The organism is Pantoea sp. UBA5035 (genome assembly GCF_002415245.1).
GTDB classification, from domain to species: Bacteria; Pseudomonadota; Gammaproteobacteria; order Enterobacterales; family Enterobacteriaceae; genus Pantoea; species Pantoea septica.
This window is the reverse complement of the sequence record NZ_DICD01000003.1, coordinates 146,721-164,145: the sequence shown is the minus strand read 5'-3', so window position 1 is coordinate 164,145 and position 17,425 is coordinate 146,721. Positions and strand designations below refer to the sequence as shown.

Here is a 17,425-nt window from a genome sequence, read left to right as displayed (position 1 = left end):
GACTCTCAACGTCAAGCCGCCTTAGACTCCGCGTCGGAGGTCACAATGACGTATCGCTATCGCATTGCTTGTGTTTTTCTTGCTGGTTTTTTTATCGACTGTATCAATATATTTATGTCGGCTATCGCCTTGCCTGACATATCGCGCGAGTTACAGGTCTCAGCTTCCAGCGTTGCCTGGGTCGCTAATAGCTATATTCTTGGTTTAACGCTTATTATTCCGCTTAGCCACTGGCTTGCCAGCCGCTTTGGCGCGCGTCTGACGATGACAGCTTCAATGCTGATATTCTCTGCTGGCGCACTGCTCTCTGGATTTGCCGACCACTTTGGCAGCCTGGTGTTATTCCGCTTTATCCAGGGTGTAGGCGGGGGCTTGCTGATTCCCGTAGGGCAGGCGTTAACCTTTGGCCTGTTTAAAAAGGATGAAAGAGCCAAAATTTCTACGCTGGTGATGGCTGTCGCCCTTATCGCTCCGGCCATTTCACCGGCTGCTGGCGGGGCAATTGTCGACCATTTTTCCTGGCGCTGGGTCTTTCTCTGCAATATTCCTTTTAGCCTCGTGACTGCTGCGCTGGCGCTGCTGTGGATCAAATCTGAAAAAAGCGTGGCGCCACGGCCCGATATCCCTGGCCTGATCATTATCAGTCTGGCGCTGACGGCTCTGCTGTCAGGCATGTCCTTATATGCTGATTCTGCTCACCAGAGCTTGCCTTTGGGGCTGGTTCTGGCGGGCATAACGCTGGCTTTTGCTTATGTGCTGCACTACCGCCGCCAGGCTAACCCTGTGCTGGATTTAAGCGTGCTTGGAAACGCGCACATGCGTTTTTCGGTCATCGTTTATTACGCTGTGCCGGGCATCTTTACCGGGGTCAATCTGCTTAATATTTTTTTTGTGCAGGAGGTGCTGGGCTGGACAGCGAGCGAAACGGGTCTGCTGATGGTGCTCTACGCCGGCGGATCGTTCTGCGCGATGACGCTTTGCGGCCGTTTGTATAACCGCACCGGCGCCGCACCCCTTTTCCTTGCTGGTCTACTGCTTCACGTCGCCGGTATTGCGATGCTGTCGGTCACCGAGGCGTCACACGATCTTCTGTTTCTTGTTTGCGCTTATCTGCTCATGGGAACCGGGGGCGGTATAGCGGCCAATACCGCCCAGACCACCGCGATGATGGATTTTGAAGGGGATCGCCTTGCACGCGCCAGCACTATCTGGAATCTGAACCGTCAAATTTCTTTCAGCACAGGCGCAGCGGTTTTTACCCTGTTATTCAACCTGCTGCAGAAGTCCACAACGATGACGTCAGCTTACCATTCCGCGTTTCTTATTGCCGCCGGGCTAGGGTTACTTCCTCTGCTCGGGCTCATCAGTCTTACCCAAAAATCGGAGGTCTTATGCGATCGGAAAGAGAGTTAATCGCCCATTACAGCGTGACTGAACTGCATCAGTGGATTGAAGAGGTATTTACCGGGCGCGCTGGGTATCCCTCAGCCCTTGATCGGCTGCTCGCCAGCTTCAGCGACGCTTTCAGCATGGTTACGATGAAGGGACAGCCTATCGGCTTATCCGAAGTGGAAAGCCTGTTCCGTAACAACACTGGAATACGGCCAGACCTGCGTATTGAGACGGACGCCTGCGAAACGCTCGACCAGTCGGAAACGTCGGTAACCTGTCGCTATCGCGAAACGCATCATGAAAATGGCGCCACGCATGTCCGCTGGTCGATCGCCATTATTGAGTTTGAGTCAGGCCAGCCTCGCTGGCGCTATCTGCAAGAAACGGCGGTAGCGGAATCATTATGAAGCGTTTTGTCATCACGACTATTCGTTCTCTGGGCGAAGCCGTTCGCGAGTTCACTCTCGACGCGGATAACAATGAGCTGGCTTTGCTCACGCCGGGAGCGCACTACCGCTGGCAAATGCCTGACGCGATCGGCGCGCGGTGTTATTCCTGCGTCATGCTGGAACTGCCCGCGACCGCGCTGACGTTTGCTGTGCGACTCTCGCCGGACTCGTTGAGCAGCGGCTATCTGTCAGGACTGGCGGAGGGGGACATCGTCACTCTGGAAGGGCCGTTCAATCATTTCCCGCAGCTATCCGCGCCCTTGGATGGAAGAGATATCGTTATCGCCGGCGGGATTGGGATAACGCCCCTGACGGGGATCGTCACGCGTCTGGTCGCCGCCGGGCGCCAGCCTGAATGCCATTACTTTGCCTCTTCTCGATCCCATGCGGCTTACTCGGATCGCCTGGAAAGTCTGACGCAAGAGAGGTTTCGTTTGCACACCTCAGAAGGCCCACGCATCACTATTGAGGCGTTGCTGGGTAAGCTGCAGCGCAACGATCGCATTCACGTTTGCGGACCGGCGCGTTTGTTGAGTGCGGTGCTGGACTACTGCGATGCCCATGATTTTCCCCGCAGCCATCTTGCATTTGAAATCTTTAACGCTCTTCCCACTGAGGTTGAATCGGGCGGTTATGAAGTCGAGGCGACAGAGACGGGGGTAAGGTTTCAGGTCACTCGCGGTCAGTCTCTGCTGGACGCGCTGGAAGAAGCTGGTCTGGAGCCCCTTTACGATTGCAGACGAGGGGAATGCGGACTCTGTGCGCTTGAGGTCGTTGAGGGAGAAGTCGAGCACCGCGACTTTATTATGACGCCGCAGGAAGCGGCAACCAGCCGGACAATTTATCCTTGCGTTTCCAGAGCGAAAGGAAGCGTTCTCAAATTAGCTTTATGAGTTAAGCCATGAACCTCAACAACCTTTTTCGCGGCAGCGAAATCCATAAATCCGCCTACCTTGATCAGACGCTTTTTCTCACGGAGCAAAAAACTGTCTTTACGCACAGCTGGCTTTACCTTTGCCACGCCAGCCAACTCCCCGCTGCGGGGGATTATGTTACCGTTGAGCTTGCTGCTCAGCCCCTGGTCGCTATTCGTCAAAAAGCAGGTGACATCACCGTCTTGTTTAACCGGTGCCCGCATAAAGGCGTCAAGGTTTTAGCCGAATCCTCAGGCAACTGCGGTCGCTTTCTACGCTGTCCTTACCATGCATGGACGTTTAAGCCGACAGGTGAACTGCTGAGCATTCCTGTGAAAAATGAATACGATCCCTGTGTGATGTCCGCGTGTGAAGCAGGCCAGGGCATGGCGCGAGTCGAAAACGTCGTCAATTATCGCGATTTCATTTTTGTGCGTCTGAGTCAGCACGGCCTCTCCTTTGAAGCGTTTTACGGCGATGCGCTTTCTACCCTGGGCAATATGGTCGATCGCTCTCCAGCTGGCCAACTTCGTGTCGTCGGCGCGCCGCTGCGCCATCGCCATCGATGCAACTGGAAAATGGTCATGGATAATCAGACTGACACTTGCCATCCCATGGTGGCGCATGAATCTTCAGCAGGAGAAGCCGTCAATCTCTGGGCGCAGTCAGCGCGGCAGGCTGAACAGCCGATGGCGGTGGAGCTCTTTTCTCCGTTTATGTCGTCGCACGCTTTCTTTGCTGAAATGGGGATTCGCATCTGGCCAAACGGACACGGACATACGGGAACCCGTAACTCAATCCACAAAGATTATTCCGCCATCCCCGGTTACTGGGAAAGTATGGTTGAAAGCTATGGCGAAACCCGGGCCCGGCAAATTCTCGATGATACGCGGCACAATACCGTCTACTTCCCCAACCTAATGGTAAAAGGCCCAATACAAACCCTTCGTATCATTCGTCCCGTCTCGGCCACCGAGACCCTGGTCGAATCCTGGATACTGGAACTGGTTGGCGCACCGCAGCAGATGCTGGAACGAACCGTTCAGTACAACAACCTGATCAATTCCCCCTGTTCAATGGTGGCGCATGACGATGTAGAGATGTATGAACGCGCGACGGCGGGGCTGCAAAGCCAGGCAAGTGAGTGGGTCAATATCGCACGTCTCTATCAGGCGGATGAGCAATGGAACCGCACGGCCGTCACCTCAGGAACCAGTGAGATTGCAATGAGAAACTTCTATGCCATGTGGCAGCATATGCTGGAGGGACATCATGTCTCCTGAACATGTTTATAAGCTGCTGACCGACCTGATCTATAACGAAGCCGAACTGCTGGACGAGCAAAATTACGATGCATGGATGGCGCTTCTCTCTGAGGATTACACCTGGTGGATGCCGCTGCGTCATGGTCAGCCTGATCCTTTAACCGAGTCTTCGCTGCTTTATGAGGATCGTTTTGTCACGCAACTACGCGTTAATCGCCTGCGCAACGCGCGTAATTTTTCTCAACAGCCAAAGAGCCGCAGTCAGCACCTTTTGCAGCGGCCGGTGATTGCCTGGCGCGAAGGCGAGCCGAAGGCTGCGGCCGCTACTCAGGTCATCTACAGCGAAAGCCGCGGCGAGCAAGAGTGGCATTACGCTGCCCGTATTGAGCATGCGTTTCGTCTGGTGGAAGGGCAATGGCTAATCGCTGCGCGCAAAACGATTCTGCTTAATCTTGAACGTCCTCTCGACAGCCTCCAGTTGATCATCTGAGAACACTTATGACATCTCCATCACATGAAAACGGGGCGGCGCATGCTTTCCCCTATATTGATACGCTATTTGATTACGGTGATTTTCTTGCGCGAGCGCAGTCGCAGGGAGGCATCGGCCAGTGTCCAGGGAGCGAAAGCGCGCCTCGCGTCGCTATTATTGGCGCCGGCTTAAGCGGGTTGATCGCCGCGCGTGAATTGCTTCGGGCGGGAATACGCCACGTGACGCTGTTTGAGGCTGAGCAGGGCGGGTATGGCGGTCGACTGCTCAGCCAGCGCTTTGATCCTTCCATGCCGCACTATATTGCCGAAATGGGGGCTATGCGCTTTCCTCCCACGGAAGTCGGGCTGTTTCACTATTTAAACCATTTCGCTATTAGTACTGCATCCGCTTTTCCAGACCCAGGCATTGTCGATACCGAAATCCACTATCAGGGACAGGCATTTGCCTGGCGCGCTGGCGCGCCGCCGCCCGCGCTGTTTCAGAAAGTCGATAAAGGATGGCGGTCGTTTATAAAAGAGGGTCTGACCCTGGATAACGGCAAGGTGCTGGTTGCGCCCGCCGCCATCACGCAGGCGCTGAAAGAGGGAAGGCTCGCAGACGCAAAAGAGGCGTGGCAATGTTATCTGGATCTGTTTGGCGACAGCTGTTTTTACTCGGCTCTGGTTCGCATTTTCACCGGCAAAAATCCGCCCGGCGGGGAGCCCTGGCTTAAACCCACTGATTTTGCCCTGTTTGGCTCGCTTGGCATCGGCTCCGGTGGTTTTCAGCCCGTTTTCCGCGCTTCTTTTATTGAGATCATGCGGCTGGTTGTCAATGGCCTGGAAGAGGATCAGCGGCTGGTGCCGGCAGGGATTGCTACGCTCACTCATCGCATGGGCGAAGAGCATATTGACGGGCAGCCGCTGTCGGACCGCATTCGCTATCTAAAAGTTACGGCTATCGTAGAGCGTGACGATAAGCTGTTCGACGTTGTGACCGCCGAGGGCGATGCTACGCTGTTTGACCGCGTCATTGTTACGGTATCGACGCGCGCGATGCAGATCGCTTTAAAGCTCTCTCAACGCCCGCAGTGGCTTTCGCCAGCGGTCTCGCGAGCGATAAATGAGACGCATCTTATCGGTTCGTCGAAGCTTTTCTTGCTTACCCGGGACAAGTTTTGGCTAAAAGAGAAACTGCCGCACACCATTCTGACAGATACGCTCGCGAAAGGGGTCTACTGCCTTGACTATCAGCCAGGCGATCCCGACGGACACGGCGTCGTGCTCATCAGCTATACGTGGGAAGATGATTCGCACAAGCTGGTTACGCTGAAGGATAAAGAGACTCGGCTGGCAAGGCTTGTCGAGGAGCTCAGCCAGACCGCGCCAGATTTCGCCTGCCACCTTGTTCCAATGAATAACGATCCAAAATTTATTCTGGAGTATGACTGGCTGACCAATCCTCTCTCGATGGGGGCGTTCAAACTGAACTATCCGGGCGACGACCGTTACTCAGAAGCGCTTTTTTTCCAGTTCCAGAGCGCCGTCAAACCTGAGACCGACAAAGGAATATACCTCGCAGGATGCAGCTGCTCCTTTACCGGAGGGTGGGCGGAGGGGGCCGTCCAGACGGGGATCAATGCCGCGTGCGCCGCTATCTCTAGTCTGGGTGGTTCGTTGATACCTTATAATCCGCTGCACGCCATGGCGCGCCATTTTCACTACTGAGAGCGACACGTTCATGCTGACTAAACAACCTGGCTCTTTGGCCGCTGAGGTGGCCTCGAATCGCCACCCGACCGGATTAAAAGAGAATCATCTGTACCGATTTGAACGCTACCGTGAAACGCTGTCGCTTAATGCATTTATTGCTTATGACCCGCAGCGTTTGAACGGTGAAGCGGCACCTGCAGAGAGCACCCACGCGCCGCTTTTTGGACTGCCTTTTTCCTGTAAAGACAACATCAACGCTCGCGGATTCGCGACGACAGCAGGTACGCCGGGACTGGCCGATTTCCTTCCTGAAAAAGACGCCCCCGTTGTTGCACGCTTAATCGAGCAGGGTGCAGTGCTGTGCGGCAAAAATAATATGCATGAATTATCGTTTGGCGTGACCTCATGTAACGGCACCTGGGGCACGGTAGGCAATCCCGTTCATCCCGGACATCTTGCCGGCGGAAGCAGCGGGGGGTGCGCGGCTGCCGTTGCTGCCGGCGCCAGCGCTTTCGCCGTCGGGACCGACACCGGGGGATCGGTGCGTATTCCGGCCTCGCTATGCGGTCTGTCAGGGTTCCGTCCGACCACCGGACGCTACTCGTCTGTCGGCATCGTGCCGGTTTCCCACACTCGGGATACGCCAGGCTTTATTGCGCCCGGCGTTTCCGATATCGTGCTGCTCGACGCCGCCCTCATGGGTGAAAAACCGGTTGAGCCAGTTATGCCGCGCCGCGTGGGGATTCCTGAGCGCTTTCTGTGGCAGGAACTGGATATATCGGTAGAGAAGCGATGCCGGGAGGCTGTCGCCAGGCTTGAGGCTCAGGGCGTGGAGGTCATCAGACTTGATGACAGCCATCTTGGTGAACTCAATGCGTCAGTTCAGTTTGCCGTTCCGTTTTATGAGTTTTTTATCGATTTCCCTCGGTTTCTGCTGGCTGAAGGGCTCGAATGGCGATTTCACTCCATTCTGGAACAGCTGAGCGATGACCAGGTACGTAATCTTCTTCAGCGGCAGCTGCAGCAGTGCAGCGTTTCCTGGGATGACTATCTGGCAGGCCTGTGTACGACAGGTGATGTGCGCACCGCCTGGCAAGAGATGTTTTCTGAACATCAGCTTGACGTTTTACTTTACCCAACCGTGAGCTGTGCAGTACCGCGTCTGACAGACGCGCACGATCCTGCTGTTTTTGAAAAACTGGTTCGCAATACGGATATCGCAAGCAGTGCAGGCGCGCCCAGTCTGACTTTGCCGGTTGGAAGAGCGGGCGAACTCTCCGTCGGCCTTTCTGTGGATGGTCTGCCAGGAGAGGATCGCCAGCTAATGAGTTATGCTCTGGCCGTCGCTCGCCTGGTGCAGGCTTAATATTTTTTATCGGAATACGTAATGACAGAAATAGCATTAACCCAGCGTCAACCTTCAGTATGGTGGGGCGCGATGATTATCTGCGGGACGGTAGTTGGCGCAGGTATGTTTACGCTGCCTGTGGTCATGGCCGGCGCCTGGTTCGGCTGGTCGTTGCTGATACTGCTGGTGAGCTGGGGATGTATGCTGCTGTCGGGACTGCTGTTTCAGCAGGCGAGCCGCTATTTTCCGCTCGGGTCTGGCTACGATACCTTAACCCGATCGCTGTTAGGACGCCGGTGGGCTGCGCTCAACGGCCTGAGCATCCTGTTTGTACTCGGCATCCTGACCTATGCCTATATTTCGGCCAGCGGGCCGGTCTATCAGCATTCGCTTAACAGCGCCGGTCTGCCTGTCTCCACCGCGGGCGCGAAAGCGATCCTGACGCTGTGCGTCGCCATTGTCGTCTGGCTGGGCACAAAAGGGGTCAGCAGGATCATGACCTTTTGCGTGCTGGCCAAACTTCTGCTGCTGGTAACGGTCTTCGGCGGGCTGCTCACGCAGGTCGATCTGCTTACGCTTGCCGACGCCGGCAACGGCGAGGGCGGCTACTGGCCTTATGCGTTCGGCGTTCTGCCGTTTTGCCTCGCCTCGTTTGGCTATCATGGCAATATTACTGGCCTGATAAGCTACTATGGCGGCGAGCAGAAGCAGGTCAGGCGCGCGCTGGTTTACGGCACCCTGATGTCGCTGATTATCTATCTGTTCTGGATTACCGGTACGATGGGCAATCTACCGCGCGCCGCGTTTCCCGCCGTAGTGGCGGCTGGTGGAGATATCGCCGCGCTGCTCGCCGCCTTACGCGATCGCATGCATGTCGGCGCGCTGAGCTTTATGATGACGCTGTTTTCCCATTTTGCGGTGATTGCTTCGTTTTTGGGCGTAACGGCTGGCCTTTTTGACTTTATCGCCGATCGCCTGAAGCAGGGCGACACGCCGCTGGCGCGCTTTAAGGTGGCTCTGCTGACCTTTGTGCCCGCGCTGAGCGCTTCATTATGGTTTCCAGACGGCTTTCTCGCCGCTATCGGCTTCGCCGGGCTGTTCGCCACGCTCTGGGCGGTGATTGTGCCAGCCTTACTCTATATCAAAGCGCGCAGACGCTTTGCCAGTCAGGAAACAGCAGGGGCGCTGAGCACCTTTGCGCCAGCGATAGTGATAGCTTTTGGCGTGTTAAATATTCTGGCGTGGACGCTGAGTTGGCTCGGTATGTTGCCAGTGTTCAGCGGATAGCGTACATGGCGTTTTAACGGCGGGCCTGCTGCAATTAGCGCTCGGGGCGGCTCGCAATTTAGCGGGTGCGCACTTCATTTAATATAATGGGTGTTACGCGCCCAGGCGGATCGGCACTCGTCGCCGGAACGCCCCGAAGGCCGCAAAAGGATCGGTAATCCGGGCCAGAAACAGCCCGGTTTTATGTTGCTGGTTTGTTAACAGAATAGCGGTTCTGATTTGGGCGCGTTTTCACGTCGAAAGGCCCGTTTTACACACTTTCCTGAAAGCTACCAGCAAGTGGTAACGCCGCGATCATCCTTGCGGCAGGTTGTGTAAGTGCCGTCTGCGTGCCTCGTCGTGATGTAGCCGCGGTCGTCTACTCTGGTCACGTCGCCATTACTGCCGTATGTCACTCCATCAATGGTACGCCAGTCATTGCCCTTGTTGTCGCTAACTTTGCCGTTTGAGTCGCGGCGGTAAATAGTGCCGTCGCTGCTGGTCGTTACACCACGGTCATCAGTTCGATAATCTTTGCCGTTGTCGCAACTGGTTTTCCCGTAGGAATCCGTGCGGCAGGTAGTCTGGCTGTTGGCTGCTGTAGAAATCGCGGTAATAGCCAAAATAAACAAGGTGCGTTTGAGGACGCACTGGAGGAATCTGTTAGTCACTGTGGTGCCTTTTAAGTTAAGTTTCCTGTAATACGCAAAGGGTAGCGGGCGTAAAAAAGGCCGCTCGCGCGGCCTTATCTTTTTACTTTATATTGCTGTGCTTTCAACTCACAGTAGAGTATCAAGCGATGCTGTTACGCGCTCATAACTCGCAAACAGGCCATCCTGCAATGCCTGCTGGTAAGCTGTGGGCTGACGTGAGGTGGCATGAGCAGCAAGGGCGTTACTGTAAAACTCTTGTTCGGCTTTTAACCGCTGGATTTCTTTTTCTTTTGGCATAATTGTTTCTCCATGAATATGCACTCCCAAGAATCATTCCTGGTTCCAGCAGTATAGAACACATCCGTTAATCGTTTCACGATTATTGAGTGGCGCGGTACTGGAGAAACTGCTGTTCTGCCCAATCAGGGAAAAAGAGTGGCGCGGCATAATGGCGTCAGAGGGTTTTCTGTTGCAGCCAGGCAGTAACGTCACGTGAGTCTTTCTAATTTCTCTTCAGAAAGGCTATAGCCCGGAAGAGAAACAAGAATTTTTTTCAGGCCAAACTCCAGCAATTGCGCCTTGCCCATAAACAGCCCAAACCGCTCGATGAAGGGTTTACCTGTATAGATTTCGAGTCCAGCATAAATCTTATCCTGAAGTTCCTTGCCGCCCAGTGTATCGTTAGCCATGTGCCGTCAGTTACGAACTCAACTTCCGCGAATGCCCGACAGAGCCATTCAGGCCGGAGGCGCAGTTCAGCCGCGTGGCTTCGTATGACTACAGTGCCGACCGGCCGGAGCAACAGAGTCGCATATTGCTGGAGAGCGCCACCGCGACATACGGGATGGTTATTACGGTCGGCCGTAAAGGGCGCCAAAGCGGTTTGCATTATTTCAACGCCCGACAGCGTTCGGCGTTTTTCATCAAGTGGAATGGCGAACAGGCAGAATGCGCTGTGGCGAATGGACGTGCTTAAGCGGTTAAAGGCGAAAAGGGAGGAGAGAAGCCGTATGAGCACAGCGTCCTGCCCATGAGTAATATTTAATTTAACATAATGATGATTGTGCGCACTTTGTTGTCCGGCAAGAATACCCGCTAACATGCTATCAAAAATAATTGCAATGCCAAATACCGAGATAAACAAGCAATCAACAAAACGTTAATCAATTGATTTAAAAAAATTAGAATTTCATAAAGTTAGCTTTGTAAAATCCGATCTGATTCACATTAAGAAACTAAGTTATTCACACCTGTTGCCAGAGCTGCAGGATTTAATAATTATTGGCTTATTCAGGCTTGTTACTTTCAATAAGGCAAAACCTAAGCCTTCTCACTTCGGGTTCCGAAAGCGAGAAGGCTTAGGTTTTTTTGCTTTTGATTTGATGCGCTGCTGCGATAGCCAGCGCAGATATCTCCCTGTCAGATAACTTTGAAGATGAGATGAAAACAATGAAAAAATTATGCTCTTTGCACTTAACTTTGCTGGCTCTCCTCTTAATACCTGCTTTAAACGTCCGGGCGGAAAATAAAGAATGGGATGGCACTGTATTAGGTTTTGAGGCCCCCGGGGTGGGTTTTACTGGCGATATGGCAGGCATTCGACCGTTGCTTCAGGAGCATGGATTCAATTATAACCTCAACTACCTTAACGAATTCGCCTATAATTTTTCTGGCGGATACGATCAGAGTGAACATCTCGCTTATATCGATCAATTTTCCCTGACTTTTATTCAGGATCTGGAAAAATATACGGGCATTCCTGATGGGAAAATTGAAGGCAATATTGTTAACCGCAATCACGATGATAATTTAACAACCAGACGGATTCAGGATAGAAGAGTCAATATCAATGACTCCGCTCAGGAAAGCCATGGGACAGGTTCAATTACGCGTCTTGGCTGGCTCACCTTTAGCCGCTCTTTTGACGATCGCCGCTTGCAATGGCGAATCGGGATGATGAATAAGTTACAGACGTTTGATCAGACAACGCCCTGCGATTTTCAGTTGCTTACGCTGTGTGGAGGAAAATCGCCTAATTCCTTTTTCTGGAGCAACTGGAACATTCATACCTGGGGCACCTCCGTAGCTTATAAAATTACGCCGGAAGTTACCTTCAAAACCGGTATTCTCGAGCAAAATTCCCATGCCACCGATCGTAGCCACTCGTGGAGCTGGTCAACTAAAGGCAGCAAAGGGTTCTTACTGCCGTTAGAGCTGGAATGGAAGACAACTATTCACACCCTGCCCGGCATTTATAATGTTGGTACGCAATTTACTAATGCTGTGCAGTATGATCTCTATAGAGGAAAATCGCAGAAAGAAGGATTAACCGATCCTGAAGGCTATCGGTCTTATAATCGCACCTGGTTTATGTGGGCAGGCGCTAACCAGCAGGTCACCCGTCGGGGAGATGATGCTAATCGCGGTATGAGCCTGAGCTGGGATATTGGCGTGGGCGATCGCCGCAGCAACTTTTTGCACCTTGTTACCGCTGCGTCTTTACGCTATCGGGGGTTATTTGATGCCAGGCCGGAAGACTGGATTGGGCTTGGCGTCAGCTATATCGATATCAGTCATCATTACAGCCGTAATCAACGCGCTAAAAATGCACTTTCAGGAGTCGATGAGTATAGCCATGCGCTTTATCATCCCATTCCGGGACATGCAGTCAATGCAGAGCTCTATTATCGTTTTCGTCCGGTAAGCTGGCTTGAGCTTCAGCCTGGCATTCAATACTGGCATCGTCCGGGAGGTTTAAGCGAAACCCAGGATGCATGGGTCGGTGAGTTTAAAACAAGCGTGACTTTTTAAATAAGGCAGTATGCGGAAAACCGCGCCCCTTGAAACCATTACGGTTGGTGACGCGATTAATGCCGGTCATAAGGCGCGCAAGGGGTGCTGCTCATTACGAGTAAAGATTACGCCTTACGGCCGCATACGGTCTTTGCATTGCATTTGATTTTATTTAAATGCAATATTCTTCTATTCATTACTTAACGCTACGCCATAAATGAAAATAAGCGCCCTGACTGAGCGACTCTCGCAGAAAATCGTTGGCCTGATCGATACCGGCAACATTGCACCGGGCGCGCACCTGAGCGTGCCTAAACTGGCCGAAACCTTTGACGTCTCGCGCTCACCGGTACGCGAGGCGCTGGTCTATCTTGAACAAAAAGGCGTTCTGCAGCAAAAGCTCAACCGCGGCTTTTTTGTCAAAGAGGATTATGCGCCACAACAGCATGACGAAGCGGCGCCTGCCGACGGCAGCGACCTGCCGGAGTATTACCAGCTGGCGGAAGACTGGCTGCAGGACAATATCGACGCGGAAGTCACCGAGCTCTATCTGATGAAGCGCTACAACCTGACCAAAAGCCAGCTCTCGACGCTGCTGGCGCGCGGCATCAGCGAGGGTTGGGTTGAGCGAAAACAAGGTTACGGCTGGCGTTTTTTGCCGGTGGCGAAAACCAAAGCGGCGCTGGAGCATATTTTTAGCTTTCGTATGGTGATTGAGCCGATGGCGATTCTGGAGCCGACCTTCAACGCGCCGCAGGAGAAAATAGACGAAATACGCCGCGAGCTGGAGATGCTGCTCGACAACGGTATTGAGCGACTCTCGCCAAAACAGCTGCAGCTTGCTGGCTACCGCTTTCACGAGACGGTGATCGCCTTCTCTAATAACCCCTTCTTCGAAATCTCGCTGCGCAACGTCAACCGCATGCGCATGCTGATGGACTACCGCATTATGGACGACCGCAGCCGCTATTACCCAGAGGTCAAAGATCATCTGCGTTTGCTGGGATTGATTGAGTCGGGGCAGCGTATCGAAGCTTCTTATATGATGAAACAGCACCTCGCGGCGGCGCTGGAAAATAAAAAAATGCGCCGCATCATTCCGGAAACCTGAAAAAACGGTCTATTCTCTTTGTCCTCAGAAGGTCATGCAGAGCTGAAACGCCCATCTTAAGAACGATTTCTTATGAGACCCGATCGTAACGCATAGTCAGCCTTTCAGGGTTTGCTGGATAACAAAGGGCAAGATGCCGCCGTGCAGCAGATAAGCAAGCTCCTGCTGTGAGTCAATCACCGCCGTCAGCGCAAACTCGCCGAGCAGCCTGCTATCCCGACTGATGCGCAGTTGCAGCGTCGTGCTGCCGGGCTGTAAATTCTCCAGCCCGATAAAGTCCAGCGTTTCGCTGCCGTCCATTTCTGGCAGACGCGCCGCCTCGCCCGCGCAGAAGTGCAGCGGCAGGATCCCCATGCCAATCAGATTGGTGCGATGGATACGCTCAAAGCTCTCCGCCACTACCGCCTTAACGCCCATCAGCGCCTGCGCTTTCGCCGCCCAGTCGCGACTGGAGCCGGCACCGTAACGTTCGCCGGCGAACACCACCAGCGGCACGCCGCGCGCCAGCCAGCTCTGCGACGCTTCATAAGCGGGCAGGATCTGCTGGTGATCGGCATCCCAGGCAAAACCACCACCGCCGCGTTTTTCCGGCGGCAGCAGCCGGTTCGCCAGCGCCTTGTTGGTGAAAGCGCCGCGTACCATCACCTCATGATTACTGCGGCGCGTCGAGTAAAGATTGAGATCCTGCGGATCCTCATGGTGTTCCAGCAGCCATTTTCCCGCCAGGCTGGTGGGCGGAATCGCGCCAGCGGGCGAAATATGATCGGTGGTGACGTCGTCGCCGAACCACAAAAAGGGGCGCGCGTCGTGCAGCGACAGCGACGCAGCGGGATCGCGCGGCAGACGCTGCAAATAACCGGGACGACGCAGATAGGTCGAGCTCGCTTCCCACGGATAGTGCATGCTGCCCGACGCAGCGATCTGCTGCCAGTGCGGCGTGCCCTGCCAGATAATCTCGCGACGGTTAACGTAAAACTCTCGTTTCATGGCTCGCTCGACCCACTCTTCCACCTCTTCCCGCGTCGGCATTAAATCCCGCATGCGGATCGGCTGCTGCTGCGCGTCATAGCCCAGCGCGTCGTGGATCATATCATGGGCAATATGGCCTGCCAGCGCCCAGGCGATCACCAGCGCCGGAGAGGTGAGGTAGCCGTGTCCCAGGCTGGGATTGACGCGGCGGGGAAAGTTACGGTTGCCCGACAGCACGCAGACCGCCTGCAACCCCTCGTTCACCAGCGTCTCCATAGCAGGCTGCAGCGCGCCGGAGCTGCCGATGCAGGTCATGCAGCCGTAACCGGTCACGTCAAAACCGATCTTTTCCAGCTCGCTCAGCAGACCGCAGGCGCTGAGATAGTCGGTAACGGCGCGCGATCCCGGCGAGAACGAGGTCTTCACCCAGGGTTTGGGCTTCAGGCCGTGACGCGCGGCGTTGCGCGCGAACAGCGCCGCCTGGATAACCAGCCAGGGATTGGCGGTGGTGGTGCAGCTGGTAATGGCGGCAATGGCGATAGCGCCCTGCTCAATCGTCTGCGGGTATGCGGCGTGCTGCCAGCGGCGGTTACGCGCTTCGGCCTTCAGGCTGGCGCGAAAGCTTTCGGCAGCGAGGCCCAGCGGGATCTGCTGATGCGGATTCACCGGCCCCGCCATGCAGGGTTCGATGCTGCCGAGATCCAGCGCGATAAGCTGGGTAAATTCAGGCGTCGGCGTCTCCGGCGATCGCCACAGATGCTGCTCTCGCATATAAGCGTGAATAATCGCCTGCTTCTCTGCGCTGCGTCCGGTCATCTGCACATAGTCGGCGCTGCGATCGTCCCACGGAAAAAATACCACCGTGGCGCCATATTCCGGCGCCATATTGGCGATGGTGGCGCGCGACTCCAGCGGCAGCAGATGCAGCGACGGGCCGGTAAATTCGACAAACTTGCCGACCACGCCTTTTTCGCGCAACAGGCGGGTGATATGCAGCGCCAGATCGCTGTCGCTGACGTCAGCGGCAAGCGTGCCCGACAGCGAAATGCCGATGACATCCGGAAAGCGCAGCGTGACCGGTTCGCCGACCAGCGTCGCCTGACCCTCCAGTCCGCCTACGCCCCAGCCCAGAATGCCCAGCGCGTTGATCATCGGCGTATGGCTGTCCGTCGCCACCATGCAGTCGGCGTGCAGCAGCGGCACCTCTTCCTGCGCATCCACCGTGACAATCTCTGCGATCGCCTCCAGGTTCATCAGGTGAATAATGCCGGTGCCTGGCGGGATCACGCGGAAGTTATCAAGGCTCTGCTCCGCCCAGCGAATAAAGCGGTAGCGCTCGGCGTTGCGGCGAAAGTCAAACTGCAGATTCTGCTCCAGCGCGTCGGCAGAGGCGTAGCTTTCCACAATAACGGAGTGATCGATGGTCAGCACCGCCGGGATATGCGGATTGATACGCTGCGGATCGCCGCCGAGTTCGGCGGTGAGATCGCGCATCGCGGCAAAGTCCGCCAGCGCAGGCAGGCAGGTGGTGTCGTGAAACATCAGGCGGTCGGGATAAAAGGCGACCTCTCCAGCCGCCTCTTCGCCCTGTAGCATGCGCAGAAAATGGGCCAGCGCCTGCGGCGAGCGCAGCGCGACGTTCTCCAGCAGAATGCGCAGGCTGAACGGCAGGCGCTGTAGCCGATCGAGCGGCAGCAGCCGGGTCAGATCGAGAAACTGAAAGGGGCGGCCATCAATGACCAGCGTTGAGCGTTCCAGAGATAAGGGCGATGTCATACAAACCTTCCGTAGCCAGATGTTGTTATGGCTACGCTCGGATGGCCGCAGACACATGCTCCGCGAACGCTCTGGTGCCGCAGTTGCCGCCCAGATCCGGCGTGCGCGTTTCGGGATTTTCCAGCACTTCGTCGATAGCGCGGTTAATCTCCTGCGCTGCTTTCAGGAAGGTCGGCTGGTTATGCTTTTCTGCATACCACGCCAGCATCATCGCCGCTGACAGGATCATCGACACCGGGTTGGCCTTGTCCTGATTCTGGATATCCGGCGCAGAGCCGTGCTGCGCCTGCGCGCAGCAGTGGGTATCGCTGGCCATGACAGAGCCTGCCAGACCCAGGCTGCCTGACAGCTCGCTCGCCAGGTCGCTGAGGATATCGCCGTAGAAGTTAGTGGCGACCAGCACGTCGAAACGCTCCGGGTTACGCACCAGATGCGCGGTTGAGGCGTCGACCAGCAGATCGTCCAGCTCCACTTCCGGAAACGCTTTGGCGACGTCGCGCACCGCTTCCAGGAAGAGGCCGTCGGTCATATGGAAGCTGTTGGCTTTATGGATGGCGGTGACTTTTTTACGGCGCTGCATCGCCAGCTCAAACGCCTTGCGCGCGATACGCTCAGAGCAGTGGCGGGTAATTTTACGCGTTGAAAGCGCCATGTCCGGGCTCGGCATTACTTCGCCCCAGCCGCGCGTCATGTTGCGATCGGGATAGAAGCCTTCGGTCGCCTCACGCATGATTACCAGATCCATGGTCTTGCCCTCTTTCATATTGGATGTCAGGAACGGACGGGTGCGCGCCGGGCGCACGTTGGCGTAGAGGTCAAGGCCGATGCGGAAACCCGCGGAGACGTTGCGTCCGCCCTTCTCCGGCGCAGGATAGTCGGCGTGCGACTGGGTGCCGAGAATAATGCCGTCATAGGTTTTGGCTTTTTCCAGCAACGCCTGACGCAGCGTGGTGCCGTGCAGCTCCAGGCTTTTAAAGCCGACATCCTCATAGTCAAACTCAAAATCCAGGCCATAGGCTTTGTCCAGCGCGTTCAGCACGGTTACCGCAGCTGAGGTAATTTCGGGACCGATGCCGTCACAAGGCAGAACCAGAATACGCATATATGCTCCACAAGAAGCTGGGTTTAGTTGCATTTTTATATCAATAAATGCAATGGCCATGAAGTGATGACAGTCACATTTATCGCACAATAAAATCACTTACGCTCAGGGTTATCAGCAGTAAACAGCGTACCCGATTTATTTATGTTTACGTGCTGGCGACCCTGGCGTGGGGCTTCGAAATGCCCACGGCCGTGATCCAC

15 protein-coding genes are annotated in these 17,425 nt (G+C 55.1%); 10 read left to right on the top strand and 5 right to left on the bottom strand.

Translation table 11 applies throughout. The features are described from left to right. The first annotated feature begins 45 nt into the window (after positions 1-45). Genes B3229_RS01600 through B3229_RS01565 form a run of 8 tightly spaced genes read left to right on the top strand, consistent with a single transcriptional unit; the run spans position 46 to position 8,839 of the window. A complete protein-coding gene (locus B3229_RS01600) occupies positions 46-1,413 on the top strand; it encodes an MFS transporter (RefSeq protein ID WP_286867996.1) in 1,368 nt (455 codons plus the stop codon). Then, positions 1,392-1,799 carry a hypothetical protein gene (locus tag B3229_RS01595; RefSeq protein WP_286867995.1) on the top strand — a complete coding sequence of 136 codons (408 nt, stop codon included), beginning with the start codon at positions 1,392-1,394 and terminating at the stop codon, positions 1,797-1,799. Before B3229_RS01600 ends, B3229_RS01595 begins: the two co-directional genes overlap by 22 nt. Then, the gene (locus tag B3229_RS01590) at positions 1,796-2,734 is read left to right on the top strand and encodes a flavin reductase family protein (protein ID WP_286867994.1); all 939 of its coding nucleotides are present in this window, start codon (positions 1,796-1,798) and stop codon (positions 2,732-2,734) included. Before B3229_RS01595 ends, B3229_RS01590 begins: the two co-directional genes overlap by 4 nt. Positions 2,735-2,742: 8 nt before the next feature. After that, on the top strand, positions 2,743-4,038 hold the full coding sequence (locus tag B3229_RS01585; protein WP_286867992.1) for an aromatic ring-hydroxylating dioxygenase subunit alpha: 1,296 nt from the start codon (positions 2,743-2,745) through the stop codon (positions 4,036-4,038). Beyond that, complete coding sequence (locus B3229_RS01580; RefSeq protein WP_286867990.1) at positions 4,028-4,510, top strand: aromatic-ring-hydroxylating dioxygenase subunit beta; 483 nt, start codon at positions 4,028-4,030, stop codon at positions 4,508-4,510. Before B3229_RS01585 ends, B3229_RS01580 begins: the two co-directional genes overlap by 11 nt. Positions 4,511-4,518: 8 nt before the next feature. Further along, a complete protein-coding gene (locus B3229_RS01575) occupies positions 4,519-6,219 on the top strand; it encodes an NAD(P)/FAD-dependent oxidoreductase (protein WP_286867988.1) in 1,701 nt (566 codons plus the stop codon). Between the two features lie 13 nt (positions 6,220-6,232). Further along, complete coding sequence (locus tag B3229_RS01570) at positions 6,233-7,570, top strand: amidase family protein (RefSeq protein ID WP_286867986.1); 1,338 nt, start codon at positions 6,233-6,235, stop codon at positions 7,568-7,570. A 21-nt stretch (positions 7,571-7,591) separates the two neighbouring features. After that, positions 7,592-8,839, top strand: a complete 1,248-nt coding sequence (locus B3229_RS01565; protein WP_286867984.1) for an aromatic amino acid transporter — start codon at positions 7,592-7,594, stop codon at positions 8,837-8,839. 269 nt (positions 8,840-9,108) lie between these two features. On the opposite strand, the gene B3229_RS01560 is transcribed toward B3229_RS01565, so the two are convergent. The 3 genes from B3229_RS01560 to B3229_RS01550 form a co-directional block, all read right to left on the bottom strand. After that, positions 9,109-9,489: a hypothetical protein gene (locus B3229_RS01560; RefSeq protein WP_286867982.1), complete on the bottom strand. Its 381-nt coding sequence runs from the start codon at positions 9,487-9,489 to the stop codon at positions 9,109-9,111. Positions 9,490-9,597: 108 nt separating this feature from the next. Continuing rightward, positions 9,598-9,768, bottom strand: coding sequence for a hypothetical protein (locus B3229_RS01555; RefSeq protein WP_193390076.1), 171 nt, complete (start codon positions 9,766-9,768; stop codon positions 9,598-9,600). Between the two features lie 191 nt (positions 9,769-9,959). After that, complete coding sequence (locus B3229_RS01550; protein ID WP_286867979.1) at positions 9,960-10,160, bottom strand: hypothetical protein; 201 nt, start codon at positions 10,158-10,160, stop codon at positions 9,960-9,962. A 760-nt stretch (positions 10,161-10,920) separates the two neighbouring features. On the opposite strand from B3229_RS01550, the gene B3229_RS01545 reads away from it, so the two are divergent. Next, complete coding sequence (locus tag B3229_RS01545) at positions 10,921-12,282, top strand: carbohydrate porin (RefSeq protein ID WP_286868481.1); 1,362 nt, start codon at positions 10,921-10,923, stop codon at positions 12,280-12,282. A gap of 199 nt (positions 12,283-12,481) precedes the next feature. Beyond that, on the top strand, positions 12,482-13,375 hold the full coding sequence (locus tag B3229_RS01540) for a GntR family transcriptional regulator (protein ID WP_286867978.1): 894 nt from the start codon (positions 12,482-12,484) through the stop codon (positions 13,373-13,375). 96 nt (positions 13,376-13,471) lie between these two features. Here the strand turns inward: B3229_RS01540 and B3229_RS01535 are convergent, their stop codons facing one another. Beyond that, complete coding sequence (locus B3229_RS01535; RefSeq protein ID WP_286867977.1) at positions 13,472-16,120, bottom strand: aconitate hydratase; 2,649 nt, start codon at positions 16,118-16,120, stop codon at positions 13,472-13,474. 31 nt (positions 16,121-16,151) lie between these two features. Then, complete coding sequence (locus B3229_RS01530) at positions 16,152-17,222, bottom strand: isocitrate/isopropylmalate dehydrogenase family protein (protein ID WP_286867975.1); 1,071 nt, start codon at positions 17,220-17,222, stop codon at positions 16,152-16,154. Between the last annotated feature and the right edge of the window lie 203 nt (positions 17,223-17,425).

Bases quoted from the DNA above. Each gene is read 5' to 3' on its own strand.
- B3229_RS01550 (WP_286867979.1), bottom strand. From the start codon at position 10,160: ATGGCTAACGATACACTGGGCGGCAAGGAACTTCAGGATAAGATTTAT.
- B3229_RS01540 (WP_286867978.1), top strand. From the start codon at position 12,482: ATGAAAATAAGCGCCCTGACTGAGCGACTCTCGCAGAAAATCGTTGGC.
- B3229_RS01545 (WP_286868481.1), top strand. From the start codon at position 10,921: ATGAAAAAATTATGCTCTTTGCACTTAACTTTGCTGGCTCTCCTCTTA.
- B3229_RS01585 (WP_286867992.1), top strand. From the start codon at position 2,743: ATGAACCTCAACAACCTTTTTCGCGGCAGCGAAATCCATAAATCCGCC.
- B3229_RS01580 (WP_286867990.1), top strand. From the start codon at position 4,028: ATGTCTCCTGAACATGTTTATAAGCTGCTGACCGACCTGATCTATAAC.
- B3229_RS01595 (WP_286867995.1), top strand. From the start codon at position 1,392: ATGCGATCGGAAAGAGAGTTAATCGCCCATTACAGCGTGACTGAACTG.
- B3229_RS01555 (WP_193390076.1), bottom strand. From the start codon at position 9,768: ATGCCAAAAGAAAAAGAAATCCAGCGGTTAAAAGCCGAACAAGAGTTT.
- B3229_RS01590 (WP_286867994.1), top strand. From the start codon at position 1,796: ATGAAGCGTTTTGTCATCACGACTATTCGTTCTCTGGGCGAAGCCGTT.
- B3229_RS01570 (WP_286867986.1), top strand. From the start codon at position 6,233: ATGCTGACTAAACAACCTGGCTCTTTGGCCGCTGAGGTGGCCTCGAAT.
- B3229_RS01530 (WP_286867975.1), bottom strand. From the start codon at position 17,222: ATGCGTATTCTGGTTCTGCCTTGTGACGGCATCGGTCCCGAAATTACC.
- B3229_RS01600 (WP_286867996.1), top strand. From the start codon at position 46: ATGACGTATCGCTATCGCATTGCTTGTGTTTTTCTTGCTGGTTTTTTT.
- B3229_RS01565 (WP_286867984.1), top strand. From the start codon at position 7,592: ATGACAGAAATAGCATTAACCCAGCGTCAACCTTCAGTATGGTGGGGC.
- B3229_RS01535 (WP_286867977.1), bottom strand. From the start codon at position 16,120: ATGACATCGCCCTTATCTCTGGAACGCTCAACGCTGGTCATTGATGGC.
- B3229_RS01575 (WP_286867988.1), top strand. From the start codon at position 4,519: ATGACATCTCCATCACATGAAAACGGGGCGGCGCATGCTTTCCCCTAT.